The organism is Pseudomonas urethralis, assembly GCF_021602465.1.
GTDB lineage: Bacteria > Pseudomonadota > Gammaproteobacteria > Pseudomonadales > Pseudomonadaceae > Aquipseudomonas > Aquipseudomonas vlassakiae.
In genome coordinates this window covers 144,083-157,330 of sequence record NZ_BQIJ01000012.1, presented here as the reverse complement: position 1 = coordinate 157,330, position 13,248 = coordinate 144,083, and the positions used below count along the sequence as shown (strand labels likewise).

General features: G+C 65.5%; 11 protein-coding genes. 3 read left to right on the top strand and 8 right to left on the bottom strand.

All coding sequences use genetic code 11. The features are described from left to right. Window positions 1–51 precede the first annotated feature (51 nt). Window positions 52–1,443: a DUF2868 domain-containing protein gene (locus L6D64_RS19355; RefSeq protein ID WP_176507597.1), complete on the top strand. Its 1,392-nt coding sequence runs from the start codon at window positions 52–54 to the stop codon at window positions 1,441–1,443. Beyond that, on the top strand, window positions 1,436–2,800 hold the full coding sequence (locus L6D64_RS19350) for a GTPase/DUF3482 domain-containing protein (protein ID WP_176507596.1): 1,365 nt from the start codon (window positions 1,436–1,438) through the stop codon (window positions 2,798–2,800). The genes L6D64_RS19355 and L6D64_RS19350 overlap by 8 nt, the downstream gene beginning before the upstream one ends. A gap of 54 nt (window positions 2,801–2,854) precedes the next feature. Here L6D64_RS19350 and L6D64_RS19345 read toward each other — a convergent pair whose 3' ends face one another. The 5 genes from L6D64_RS19345 to L6D64_RS19325 form a co-directional block, all read right to left on the bottom strand. Continuing rightward, window positions 2,855–3,880: a putative 2-aminoethylphosphonate ABC transporter substrate-binding protein gene (locus L6D64_RS19345; RefSeq protein WP_176507595.1), complete on the bottom strand. Its 1,026-nt coding sequence runs from the start codon at window positions 3,878–3,880 to the stop codon at window positions 2,855–2,857. Between the two features lie 30 nt (window positions 3,881–3,910). Then, window positions 3,911–5,635, bottom strand: coding sequence for a putative 2-aminoethylphosphonate ABC transporter permease subunit (locus tag L6D64_RS19340; RefSeq protein ID WP_176507594.1), 1,725 nt, complete (start codon window positions 5,633–5,635; stop codon window positions 3,911–3,913). Continuing rightward, window positions 5,636–6,694 (bottom strand): putative 2-aminoethylphosphonate ABC transporter ATP-binding protein, encoded by a 1,059-nt coding sequence (locus L6D64_RS19335; protein ID WP_176507593.1) that lies wholly within the window; start codon window positions 6,692–6,694, stop codon window positions 5,636–5,638. It abuts the gene before it with no gap. Between the two features lie 114 nt (window positions 6,695–6,808). Continuing rightward, a complete protein-coding gene (locus L6D64_RS19330) occupies window positions 6,809–7,678 on the bottom strand; it encodes a LysR family transcriptional regulator (RefSeq protein WP_176507592.1) in 870 nt (289 codons plus the stop codon). 9 nt (window positions 7,679–7,687) lie between these two features. Continuing rightward, the gene (locus tag L6D64_RS19325) at window positions 7,688–9,937 is read right to left on the bottom strand and encodes a heavy metal translocating P-type ATPase (protein ID WP_176507591.1); all 2,250 of its coding nucleotides are present in this window, start codon (window positions 9,935–9,937) and stop codon (window positions 7,688–7,690) included. Window positions 9,938–10,020: 83 nt separating this feature from the next. On the opposite strand from L6D64_RS19325, the gene cadR reads away from it, so the two are divergent. Beyond that, window positions 10,021–10,464 (top strand): cadmium resistance transcriptional regulator CadR, encoded by a 444-nt coding sequence (cadR, locus tag L6D64_RS19320; RefSeq protein WP_176507590.1) that lies wholly within the window; start codon window positions 10,021–10,023, stop codon window positions 10,462–10,464. A gap of 58 nt (window positions 10,465–10,522) precedes the next feature. Here the strand turns inward: cadR and L6D64_RS19315 are convergent, their stop codons facing one another. From L6D64_RS19315 to L6D64_RS19305, 3 genes are read right to left on the bottom strand one after another with little or no spacing between them, the layout of a single operon-like run. Further along, window positions 10,523–11,494 carry a thymidylate synthase gene (locus L6D64_RS19315; RefSeq protein WP_054885506.1) on the bottom strand — a complete coding sequence of 324 codons (972 nt, stop codon included), beginning with the start codon at window positions 11,492–11,494 and terminating at the stop codon, window positions 10,523–10,525. A gap of 51 nt (window positions 11,495–11,545) precedes the next feature. Further along, on the bottom strand, window positions 11,546–12,352 hold the full coding sequence (gene lgt, locus L6D64_RS19310; RefSeq protein WP_054885505.1) for a prolipoprotein diacylglyceryl transferase: 807 nt from the start codon (window positions 12,350–12,352) through the stop codon (window positions 11,546–11,548). 16 nt (window positions 12,353–12,368) lie between these two features. After that, on the bottom strand, window positions 12,369–13,151 hold the full coding sequence (locus L6D64_RS19305) for a sulfite exporter TauE/SafE family protein (RefSeq protein ID WP_176507589.1): 783 nt from the start codon (window positions 13,149–13,151) through the stop codon (window positions 12,369–12,371). Between the last annotated feature and the right edge of the window lie 97 nt (window positions 13,152–13,248).

Sequence of the window (13,248 nt, the reverse complement as noted above, 5' to 3'; positions counted from 1 at the left end):
AGCGAGGATAGCACCCGGCGTGTGGGTTATGCTTCTGCCCTGAACCACGCAATGGAAGACCTTGTGACTGCACCCACTCCACTGGACACGCGCTGGCTCACCGAAGCGGTACGCCTGCGCGAGGAACACGCAGGCCTGCTGGACGACCAGGAGGCCAACCGCCACGCCCGACAGCAAGGCGGCGACCTGGCAGCACGCATCGAAAGCCGCGCGCTGTTCCTCGCCGAACGCGATGGCATGACCACGGCCCTGCACCACTGGAAGCAGGGCGCCCGCCTGGCGCTGCTGGCCCTGCTGCTGCTGGCCGTATTCAGCGGCGCAGGCCTGGCCTTTGCCGCCTTGGGCGACGGGCAGCGACCGGTCAATGTGTTCTGGGCCCTGGGCAGCCTGCTCGGGCTGAACCTGCTGATGCTGCTGGGCTGGGCCGTGGGCTTTGCCTTGAGCGGCGAGCACGGCGCCAGCCTCGGCCGCCTATGGTTGTGGTTGAGTGAGCGCTTCGCCCGCGATGCCAAGGCCGCACACCTGGCACCAGCACTGCTGGTGCTGCTGCAACGCCAGCGCCTGAACCGCTGGCTGCTGGGTGCCCTTGTGCACGGCCTGTGGCTACTGGCGATGGTCACGGCCCTGGGCCTGCTGCTTACCCTGCTGGCAACCCGCCGGTACGGTTTCGTCTGGGAAACCACCCTGCTGGCCGCCGACCCGTTCGTTCACCTGACCCAAGCCCTCGGCGCTCTGCCCTCGCTGCTCGGCTTCGCCGTGCCGGACGAAGCCATGATCCGCGCCAGCGGCGATACCTTCCCCGCCCTGGATGCCGCCCGCCAGGCCTGGGCCAGCTGGCTGCTCGGCGTGGTGCTGGTGTACGGCCTGCTGCCACGCCTGCTGCTGGCCGGGTTGTGCCTGTGGCGCTGGCAGCAGGGCCGTGCCCGGCTGACGCTCGATCTCAGCCTGCCGGGCTATGCGCAGTTGCGCGACGCCCTGATGCCGCGCAGCGAACGCATCGGCGTGCAGGATGCCGCCCCCGATGCGCTGCCGCAGTTCCAGGCCGGCCAGCTGGAGAGCGGCAGCAGCTTCGCTTTGCTGGTAGGCCTGGAACTCGATGACCAGCGCCCCTGGCCACCCGTCCTGCCCAAGGCGGTGACCGACGCTGGCGTGCTCGACAGCCGCGAATCGCGCAACAAGCTGCTGGAGCAGCTCAGCCGATTCCCGCCGGCACGCCTGGCCATCGCCTGTGACCCCCGCCGCTCCCCCGACCGCGGCAGCCTGGCGCTGCTCGCAGAGCTGGCGCGCAATGCCGGGGCCACACGTATCTGGCTGCTCCAGGCCGCCCCCGGCCAGGCCCTGGATGCCGAACGCCTGGGCGACTGGCACGAGGCCCTCGACCGCCTCGGCCTGCCCCACGCCGACACCTCGCCCCTGACCTGGCTGGAGCATGGCCATGACTGAGCCGCTGAAACTGGCCGTGGTCGGCCACACCAACGTCGGCAAGACCTCGCTGCTGCGCACGCTCACCCGCGACGTCGCCTTCGGCGAGGTCTCGCACCGCCCCAGCACCACCCGCCATGTCGAGGGTGCGCGGCTGTCGGTGGACGGCGAACCGCTGCTGGAACTCTACGACACCCCCGGCCTGGAAGACGCCATCGCCCTGCTCGACTACCTCGAACGGCTGGAACGCCCCGGCGAACGCCTGGATGGCCCGGCCCGCCTCGATCGTTTCCTGCAGGGCAGCGAGGCACGTCAGCGCTTCGAACAGGAAGCCAAGGTGCTGCGCCAGTTGCTGGCAAGCAATGCCGGCCTGTATGTGATCGACGCCCGCGAGCCGGTGCTGGCCAAGTACCGCGACGAACTGGAAGTGCTGGCCGATTGCGGCAAGCCACTGCTGCCGGTGCTCAACTTCGTCGCCAGCAGCCAGCACCGCGAAGCGGAATGGCGTGAAGCCCTTGCCCGGCTTGGGCTTCACGCATTGGTGCGGTTCGATAGCGTGGCGCCCCCCGAAGAGGGTGAGCGCCGGTTATACGAGAGCCTGGCACTGCTGCTGGAAGACGCCCGCCCGGCCCTGCAACGGCTGATCGATGACCAGCAGGCCCAGCGCCTGGCACGCCAGCACAGCGGCAAGCGCCTGATCGCCGAACTGCTGCTCGATTGCGCCGCCTGCCGACGCAGCGTCGCGGCCGACCCAGCGGCTGAAGCCAAGGCTATCGAAGCCTTGCGTCAGGATGTGCGCCAGCGTGAGCAGCGTTGCGTGGAGGCGCTGCTCAAGCTCTATGCCTTCCGCCGGGAAGATGCCAACGCCGGTGATCTGCCGCTGCTGGGCGGGCGCTGGGGCGATGACCTGTTCAATCCCGAGACCCTGAAGTTGCTGGGCGTGCGCCTGGGTAGCGGCGTCGCGGCCGGGGCGGCGGCCGGTGCCGGGGTGGATCTGCTGGTTGGCGGGCTGACGCTAGGCGCCGCAGCGTTGGCGGGCGCAATTGCCGGGGGCGCGCTACAGACCGCACGTAACTATGGGTCGCGGCTGATGGGCAAGCTGAAGGGGCAGCGCGAGCTGACGGTGGATGACACCGTGCTGCGGTTGCTGGCCTTGCGTCAGCAACAGTTGATGGTGGCGCTGGATGGCCGCGGGCATGCGGCGCAGGACAGCATTCGGCTAGGCGAACTGGATGAGAAGATGTGGCGCGAAGGCAAGCTGCCGGAAGCCTTGAACAGGGCCCGGGCGCATCCGCAGTGGTCGACGCTCAACCCTGGGGCGAAGCTCAACCAGGCCGAGCGGCAGGAACAGCTTGAGGGGTTGGCTTCACAGATCTGAATCAGCAGGTTCGGCCTCTTCGCGGGCATGCCCGCGAAGGGGTCGGGTCCGGGCTTATTGCTGGGCCACTTTCTCCGACTTGCCGTCATAGCGCTTGCGCCATTCGCTCAGGATCTGGTCGCGGTTCTTCGAGGCCCAGGCAAAGTCGTTGTTGATCAGGCGCTGCTCATAGTCGGCCGGCAGCTCGGTCTGCGGCTTGGCAATGCCTGGCGCGGCCAGTACGGCAAAGTTGTCCTTGTACAGCTCCATCGCCGCCGGGCTTGCCGAGAAATCGGCCAGGCGCTTGGCCGCGTCAGCCCTGGGCGAGCCCTTGATCACGGCGGTCGCCTCGATCTCCCAGCCCAGCCCCTCCTTCGGCAGCACGATATCCAGCGGCGCGCCCTGGCGCTTGAGCTGCACGGCCGGGTACTCGAACGAAATGCCGATCGGAAATTCACCCGCTGCCGCCAGCTTGCAGGGCTTGGAGCCGGAGTGCACGTACTGGCCGATGTTCTGGTGCAGGGCATCCATGTAGGCCCAGCCCTGCGGCTCGCCGAAGGTCTGCAGCCAGGCGCTCACGTCGAGGAAGCCGGTGCCGGACGAAGCCGGGTTGGGCATGACGATCTTGCCTTTGTATTCAGGCTTGGTCAGGTCCTGCCAGCTCACCGGCTTGCTCAGGCCCTGCTTTTCGGCTTCGACGGTATTGAAGCAGAGCGTCGCGGCCCACACGTCCATGCCGACCCAGGCGGGCGGGTTGGCGGCGTCGCGGTAGTTGGCGGAAATCTTGCCCAGGTCTTTCGGCGCGTAGGCTTCGAGCATGCCGTTCTGGTCGAGGATGGCCAGGCTGGAGGCGGCCAGGCCCCACACCGCGTCGGCTTGCGGGCGGTCTTTCTCGGCCAGCAGCTTGGCAGTGATGATGCCGGTGGAATCACGCACCCACTTGATCTCGATGTCCGGGTTGGCTTTTTCGAAGGCTTGCTTGTAGCGCTTGAGCTGCTCGGCTTCCAGGGCGGTATACACCGTCAGCTGGGTGGCTGCGGCCGATGCCTGCAGGCTGAAGACGGTGGATACGGCAGCGGCAAGTACCAGGGGCTTGAACATGATGCGGTTCCTGTGGGAGTGGGCAGTCGGTCAATGGCCGGGGGCGCGCTGGCGCCAGGCCTGGGAGCGGCGCAGCAGGCCGCGTGAAGCACCGGCCAGCAGCAGAGAAGCAGCGGCGCTGGTCAGCAGGATCAGGGTCGACATGGCAGCGGCACCGCCGACGTTGCCGGCATCGTCCATGTTCAACACGGCGACGGCGGCGAGGATGGTGTCGGGGCTATAGAGGAAGATCGCCGCCGACACGGTGGTCATCGCCGAGACGAACAAGTACCGGATGATGTCCAGCAGCGCCGGCAGGCAGATCGGCACGGTGACCCGCACGAAGTGCTTGTACAGCGGCGCCTTGAGCGACAGCGCGGCAGCCTCGAACTCGTCGTCGAGCTGGCGCAGCGCAGTGGCAGCGGTCATCTGCGCGGTGGTCAGGTAATGGGCGATGGTGCACAGCACCAGCAGCGTCATACCGCCATAGAACACGTGCAGCGGGTTGCCATTGAGGTTGAAGAAGAACACGTAGCCCAGGCCCAATACCAAGCCAGGCACCGCCATGGGGATGAAGCTGAGCAGCCGCAGGGCCTGGTTGAGCAGGCGCTGGCCCTGGGTTTTCTCCATCAGGTAGGCGCCAGTGAAAATCACCAGGCTGCCGATCAGCGCCGTGCACAGGGCCATGGTCACACTGTTGCGATAGGCCAGCCAGCCGCCACCGGCAGTGTCATCGAACAGGTAGTGCCTGAACGACAGGGTCAGGTTGTACGGCCAGAACGTCACCAGCGACGCGTACACCGCCATGCCGATCACCACCAGCAGCACCGCGCAAACCAGCAGCACGATGGCCAGAAAGCCGATATCCCGGCAGCGCGATGGCTTGGGCTCGAACACGTGGGCGCGGCCGCTCATTGCCTCTGCCTGGCGCCGACGGAGCCAGGCATCGACGCCGAAGCTGAGCAGCGCTGGCAGCAGCAACACCATGCCGATCAACGCACCGCGGCCGAACTGCTGCTGGCCGACCACCGCCTTGTAGGCTTCCAGCGCCAGCACCTGGTAGTCACCACCGACCACGACCGGCACGCCGAAGTCGGTGATGGTCAGGGTGAATACCAGGCAGAACGCGGCGAACACCGCCTGACGGGTGGCGGGCCAGGTGATGCTGCAGAACGCCCGCCACGGCCCGGCGCCCATGCTCGATGCCGCGTCGAACAGCCGTGCGTCGGCCAGCGCCAGGGCCGAGAGCAGGATCATCAGCGCATGGGGGAAGGTGTAGATGGCCTCGCCGAGCACGACACCCCAGAAGCCGTAGATGTTGTCGCTGAGCAGGCTACGCAGCACGCCCTGGTTGCCGAACAGGTAGACCAGCGCAATCGCCGGAAGCATCGACGGCGCCAACAACGGCAGCAGCGAGATGCCGCGCCACAGGCCCTTGGCCGGGATCAGCGTGCGCTGCAGGGCGTAGGCGAACAGGTACGCCAGCGGCACCACGATGGCCGCCACGGTGAACGCCACCGACAGACTGTTGCCGAGCAGCCAGTGGAAGTTTTCACTGGCGAACAGTTCACGGGCGGCCAACCAGCCTCCACCTTGGCCGGCTTCACCGCTGAAGCCTTTCCAGAATATGGCCAGCAGCGGCAGCACCACGGCCAGCAGCAACAGGACCAACAGCAGGCTCTTCCCGCCGATGACGAACAGGCGGTCGCCCAGGGCGACGTCGCCGCATCGCGCATCCTTGGGCTGGGTCAACGGCAGGGACATTGGCGCGGCCATTCAGGCAAACACCTGCAGGCTCTGCGGCGGCAAGGCCACCCAGATATCCTGCGAACCCAGGCGGGGCATGGCTTCCGGCGCCAGTTCGGCGAGCAACGCATGACCCGGCAGGGCCTTGAGCTCGAAGCTCATGCGGCAGCGGTTGCCCAGGAACGTGATTTCGCGAACCTTGGCCGGGAACAGGTTTTCCTCATGCATCACCGGGTTTACCGTGATGGCTTCCGGCCGACAGAACAACCGGCCACTGCGGGCGGAGCCGGCGTCCGCCGCCAAGCGCATGCTCATCGCGCCGACCTGGGCATGGCTGTCGCCACTGCGCTGGAACGGTAGCCAATTGCCCTGGCCGACGAACTCGGCGACGAACGGCGTGGCCGGCTGGTCGTAGATGGCTTGCGGGGTCGCGTACTGCTCGACGTGACCGTTGTTCATCACCGCAATGCGATCGGCCATGAGCATGGCCTCGTCCTGATTGTGGGTGACCATCAACGTGGTGATGCCCAGCTGGCGCTGCAACTGGCGAAGCTCGGTGCACAGGTGCTCGCGCACCCGGGCATCCAGCGCCGACATCGGTTCGTCGAGCAGCAGCAGCGACGGCGACGGTGCCAGCGCGCGGGCCAAGGCCACGCGCTGCTGCTGGCCGCCGGACAGCTGGCCGGGGTATTTCTTTTCGCTACCGGACAGGCCAATCAGTTCGAGCATGTCAGCTACGCGCTGGCGGCTCTCGTCGCGACTGCTGCCAGTCAAGCCGTAGGCAATATTGGCTTCGACAGTAAGGTTGGGGAACAGCGCGTAGGACTGGAACAGGATGCCGTAGTCCCGTGCCTGGGGAGGCAGCTCGGAAATATCGCGTTCACCGATGTACAGCGCACCACGGTCCTGGCGCTCGAGGCCGGCAATGCAGCGCAGCAGGGTGGTCTTGCCGCAACCGGACGGGCCGAGCAGGCAGACCAGCTCGCCCGCAGCGATGTCCAGAGACACGTCGTTGAGCGCGGTGAAGGCACCGAAACGCTTGTGGATACCGCGCACTTTTATCGGTGCGCCCGGAGTGGCGTGGTTCATGGCAAGGCCTCATCGAACAAGTGAGGGCCATGCTAGGAAGGCTGTGCGAAGGTTCTGTGGCTTTAGGGCAAAAGCCGGTGATAGTGATATAGGCAGATTTTGTAATGGCCTGACCTACAGGTGCGACCCCACCACTTCCTGCGCCACGCCAAGAAAGGCCGCCGGCAACCTGGCCTGGCGCCGCTCCTTCAGGCAATACAGGTACTCATGCATCACCGGCGCATTTTCCAGCGCCAGCACCCGCAATTCCGGGTTGTGCGGCACCTCATGGCGGGCAATCACGCTGATGCCGATATTGCGCAGTACCGCCTCGCGGATCGACTCGCGGCTGCCGATCTCCAGCAACGAACCGGCCTTCACCCCCGCCTCATGCATCATCTGTTCGGTCAGCTGGCGGGTGGTCGAGCCCTTCTCGCGCATCAGCAGGCAATGCCCTGCCAGCACCTCGATGGATACCGCCTGCCGATGCGCCAACGGATGATTGCGATGCACCGCCACCACCAGCGGGTCGGTGCCCAACACCCGTCGCACCAGCCGGGCATCTTCCACCAGCTGCGACGAGGCGGCGATATCCACCCGGTAGTCTTCGAGCATCTCCAGCACTTGCTGCGAGTTGCCGATCTCCACCGTCAATTCGACCTGGGGCAGGCGCTCGCGAAAGATCTTCACCAAGTCGAGGATGTAGTACGGCGCGGTGGCAGCGATGCGCAAACTGCCCTGGGCCTGGCCGCTGTTACGCAGCTCGAACTCGATGTCGGCCTCTTGCTGCAGCAGCGCCTTGACCATTGGCAACAGCCGCACGCCCTCCTCGCTCAACACCAGGCGCCGACCGCCGCGGTAGAACAGCTCCACCGCATAGTGGCTTTCCAGGCTGCGGATCTGTGTTGTCACCGTCGGCTGGCTGAGCCCGAGCTTCTTCGCCGCCAGGGTGATGCTGCCCAGGCGGGCCACCATGTAGAAGGCTTTGAGCTCGGCACTCAGCATTGCAGGACCTCATTTGCGCAACAGGCGCAGACCGTTGAACACCACCAGCAGGCTCACGCCCATGTCGGCGAACACCGCCATCCACATGGTCGCCATGCCGGCAAAGGTGATCGCCAGGAATATCGCCTTGATGCCCAGCGCCAGAACGATGTTCTGCCTCAGGATCGCCGCACTTTGGCGCGACAGCCTGACGAACGCCGGGATTTTACGCAAGTCGTCATCCATCAGCGCCACGTCGGCAGTCTCGATCGCCGTGTCGGTACCTGCCGCCGCCATGGCGAAACCGATCTGCGCACGGGCCAGTGCCGGCGCGTCGTTGATACCATCGCCGACCATGCCGACCCGGTGCCCTTCGGCGTACAACCGTTCGATGCTGTGCAGCTTGTCGGCCGGCAGCAGGTTGCCCTCGGCCCGGTCGATGCCCACCTGCGCGGCAATGGCCTGGGCAGTGTGCGGATTGTCGCCGGTCAGCATGACGGTCTGGATACCCAGCGCGTGCAGTTCGGCAATGGCCTGGCGGCTGCTGTCCTTGACCGTGTCGGCCACGGCGAACAGGGCCAACGGCCCGGAACGGTCGAGCAGCAGCACCACCGTCCTGCCCTGGCGCTCCAGTGTGTCCAGTTGGGCCTCCAGCTCCGGCGAGCACAGGCCCAGCTCCTCGACCAAGCGATGGTTGCCCAGGTGGTAGGTTTGGCCGTCGATATCACCGCGCACGCCACGGCCGGTCAAGGCAGCGAATTCGCTGACCTCGCTCAGCGGCAGGTTCTGCGCCTTGGCAAACTGGGCGATGGCGCCCGACACCGGGTGATCGGAACGGTCGGCCAGGCTCGCCGCCAACGCCTGGGCGCGGCCCTCGAACAGCGGGTCAAGCACCTTGGCATCGGTTTGCACCGGTTTGCCGTGGGTGATGGTGCCGGTCTTGTCCAGGGCCAGGAAGTCCAGCTTGCGGCCGCCTTCCAGGTACACCCCGCCCTTGATCAGGATGCCTTTGCGCGCTGCAGCGGCCAGGCCACTGACGATGGTCACCGGGGTAGAGATGACCAGCGCGCACGGGCACGCCACCACCAGCAGGACCAGCGCACGGTATACCCAGTCGAACCAGGCGCCGGCCGTCAGCAGTGGTGGAATCACCGCTACCGCCAAGGCCACGGCGAACACCACCGGGGTGTAGATGCGCGAGAACTGATCGACGAAACGCTGCGTGGGCGCACGCGCACCTTGTGCTTCTTCGACGGCCTTGATGATGCGCGCCAGGGTCGATTGCCCTGCAGCGGCCGTTACGCGGTATTCCAGGGCACCAGCCTGGTTGATGGTGCCGGCGAACAGTTTGTCGCCCGCCGCCTTTTCCACAGGCAGGCTTTCGCCGGTGATCGGCGCCTGATCGACGCTGGATTGCCCGCTGACCACTTCGCCATCCAAGCCGATGCGTTCGCCCGGGCGCACCCGCACCAAAGCACCGATAGCTACCTCGCGCACCTCCACCTCGCGCCACTGGCCATCGGCCTGCTGCACCGTGGCCATGTCCGGAGTCAGCTGCATCAGCCCGCCGATGGCATTGCGCGCACGGTCCAGCGAGCGCGCCTCGATCAGCTCGGCGACGGTGAACAGCACCATGACCATGGCTGCTTCCGGCCACTGGCCAATCAGCACGGCGCCGGTCACGGCAATGCTCATCAGTGCATTGATGTTGAGATTGCGGTTTTTCAGGGCGATCCAGCCCTTCTTGTAAGTGCCCAGACCGCAACCGAGGATCGCAGCCAGGGCAAGCGCAGCCACCAGCCATTGCGGCGCGAGGCTGGCGAAGTGCACGATTTCGGCGGCGATCGCGGCAATACCCGACAGGGCCAGCGGCCACCAACGGGCCTTGTGCGGCTGCGCTGCGGCGCCGCTGCCGTCGTCTTCAGCAGTCAACGGCTCGGCCTTCATGCCCAGGCTGTCGATGGCACGCTCGATCTCTACGGTACCGTTCAAGGTATGACGCACGCCGAGCACGCGGTTGATCAGGTTGAACTCCAGTTGCTCGATGCCCGCCAGCTTGCCCAGCTTGTCCTGGATCAGGGTCTGCTCGGTGGGGCAGTCCATGGCGTCGATGCGAAAGCGGCTGAGCTGGGCGTGGCTGCTGGCCTTCTCGCTCAGTTGCACCCACGCGGGCGCAGCGCTTGCGCCACAGCAGTGACCGTGGGCGACATGGCCATGGTCTTGTTCGCCATGGGCATGATCGTGTGGATGCTTGTGTTCGTGGCTGACAGGCTGGTTCATGGGGTCATCCTTAAATTGAGCCTGTTGCCAAGTGAACACCCTGTAGCCACTATAGGGTCAAGCCACTTGCTGGAGATTTCGTGATGAAGATCGGAGAACTGGCCAAAGCCACCGATTGCGCCGTGGAAACCATCCGCTACTACGAGCGAGAACAGTTACTGCCAGAACCGGCGCGCACCGAGGGCAACTACCGGCAGTACACCCAGGCCCATGTCGAGCGGCTGACCTTTATCCGCAACTGCCGAACGCTGGACATGACCCTGGACGAGATCCGCAGCCTGCTACGCCTGCGCGACAGCCCCGACGACGCGTGCGGCAGCGTCAATGCGTTGATCGATGAACACATCGACCATGTGCAAGCGCGGATTGATGGCCTGGTGGCGTTGCAGGAGCAGCTGGTGGAGCTGCGGCGGCGCTGCAATGCGCAGGGGGCGGAGTGCGCGATCTTGCAGCAGCTGGAGACGAACGGCGCGGTATCGGTGCCGGATACCGAGCATTCGCATGTGGGCCGAAGCCATGGGCACTAGATGACAAAGCGTTCGCGGGCACGCCCGCGAACAGGCCAGCTCAGGCGATCTGCAACTATCAGACCGCCATCGGCGCCGTCATCGGCGCATGGTGCTCATACCCTTCCAGGCTGAAGTCGCTCGGCTCGATCTTCTCCAGCCACTCCGGCTCGTACTTGCCGGTCTTGGCGAACTCCGGCACACGGTCACTGATCACCAGCTTCGGCGCTTCCAGCGGTTCGCGCTTGAGCTGCTCGTTGAGCATGTCCAGGTGGTTTTCATACACGTGGGCATCGCCAATGAAGTAGGTGAACCAGCGCGGGGTGTAGCCGGTGAGGCGGCCGAACAGCGACAGCAGCGCCGCGCCTTCGGTGAGGTTGAACGGCGTGCCCAGGCCCAGGTCGTTGGAGCGGATGTAAAGGGTCAGGGATATTTCCCTGGTCTCGACATTCGGGTGGAACTGGTACAACAGATGGCACGGTGGCAGGGCCATTTCGTCGAGCTGGGCGCAGTTCCAGCCGTGGAACAGGATGCGCCGGCTGCCCGGGTCGTTGGCGATGGTGTCCAGGCACTGGCGCACCTGGTCGATGGCCTTGTACAGGATGACGAAGGCCACGCCATCCTCTTCGTCCTGGGCGATGCGGCGGAAACCGGCTTGCTCGGCCATTTCGATGGCTGCCGGGTTGCTCAACGGGATGCGCTTGTAGCCCGGCCACTGGCGCCATTGCACGCCGTAGATCTCGCCGAGGTCGTCATGGCCCTGGCGGAACGGGTTGGCCAGCCACTGGGCGTTCTCGTTGGCGTTCTGGTCCCAGACCTTGCAGCCCAGTTCGCGGAATTCACCGGCGTTCTTCACGCCACGCAGGAAGCCGACCATCTCGCCGATCGCCGACTTGAACGCCAGCTTGCGCGTAGTGATGGCCGGGAAGCCTTTTTGCAGGTCGAAACGCAACATGGCGCCCGGCAGGCTGATGGTGCGGATGCCGGTGCGATTGCCCTGCAGGGTGCCGTTTTCGATGACGTCGCGGACCAGGTCCAGATACTGTTTCATGGCTTACCTGTAACGAAAACGGCAGGGGGATCACCCCTGCCGTGGGAATAATCAGGCGGGTTTCGCCGTGGGCTTGCGATTATAAGCCCACCAGATCAGGCCGAGGCCAGCCAGGATCATCGGCACGCAGAGAATCTGACCCATGGTCAGCCAACCCCAGGCGATGTAACCGAGCTGGGCGTCCGGCACCCGGACGAACTCGACGATGAAGCGGAAGATGCCGTAGAACAGCGCGAACATCCCGGATACCGCCATGGTCGGCCGCGGCTTGCGCGAGAACAGCCAGAGGATGAGGAACAGTGCCACGCCTTCCAGGGCGAACTGGTACAGCTGGGACGGGTGTCGCGGCAGCTGGGCCGGGTCGCTGAACGGTGGGAAGATCATCGCCCATGGCACGTCGGTAGGCTTGCCCCAAAGCTCGGCGTTGATGAAGTTGCCGATGCGCCCGGCGCCCAGGCCGATCGGCACCAGCGGCGCGACGAAGTCCATCAGCTCGAAGAACGACTTGTTGTTGCGCTTGCCGAACCACAGCGCGGCCAGCATCACGCCGATGAAGCCACCGTGGAACGACATGCCACCCTTCCACACCTCGAAGATCAGCGTCGGGTTGGCCAGGTAGGCGTGCAGGTCGTAAAACAGCACGTAGCCCAGGCGCCCACCGACGATCACCCCCATCGACAACCAGAACACCAGGTCGGACAGTTTCTCGCGGGTCCAGGTCGGGTCGAAGCGGTTGAGCCGGCGCGAGGCGAGCAGCCAGGCACCGCCGATGCCGACCAGGTACATCAGGCCGTACCAGTGGATTTTCAGTGGCCCGAGGGCTACGGCCACGGGGTCTATCTGCGGGTAAGGCAGCATGGAACTTCCTCTCGATTCAAATCAGAAAGCTGAGGCCGACGCAGAACAGCAAGGCTGCGAACAGGCGTTTCAACAGGCGTGGCGACAGCTTGTGCGCCAGGCGTGCGCCGAAGCGTGCGAAAAACATGCTGGTCACGGCAATGCCGATCAGCGCCGGCAGGTAGACGAAACCCAGGCTGTGGGGCGGCAGGTGTTCCTCATGCCAGCCCAGCAGCATGAAGCTCAGAGCACTGGCCAGGGCAATCGGCAGGCCGCAGGCTGACGAGGTCGCCACGGCCTTTTGCATCGGCAGGCCGCGCCAGGTCAGGAACGGCACGGTCAGCGAGCCGCCACCGATGCCGAAGATCGCCGAAGCCCAACCGATCACCCCGCCGGCGCCAATCAACGCCGGCTTGCCAGGGATGTCACGGCTGGCCTTGGGCTTGAGGTCCAAGGCCATCTGCGCGGCGATGATCAGGGCAAATACGCCAATGATCTTCTGCAAGTGCGGGCCCTGGATCAGCGAAGCGGTCTTGGCGCCGACCCCGGCGCCGATGAGGATCCCGAGGGTCATCCAGGCGAAGATCGGCCATTGCACGGCGCCCTTGCGGTGGTGCTCGAGCACGGCATTGATCGAGGTGAAGACAATGGTTGCCAGCGAGGTGCCGACCGCCAGGTGAGTCAGCACTGATGCGTCGAAACCTTGCAGGGTGAAGCTGAACACCAGCACCGGCACGATGATGATGCCGCCGCCCACGCCGAACAGCCCGGCCAGCACACCGGCACAGGCGCCCAACAGCAGATAGAGCACGAATTCCATTCGTCGTCCCCGAGAAAACAATCCGGCATGGTAACGGAAGCCGGGCTCGGGGCTCTAGTGAAGTCTGTGACAGGATGGATCGACACCCGTGCAGTGG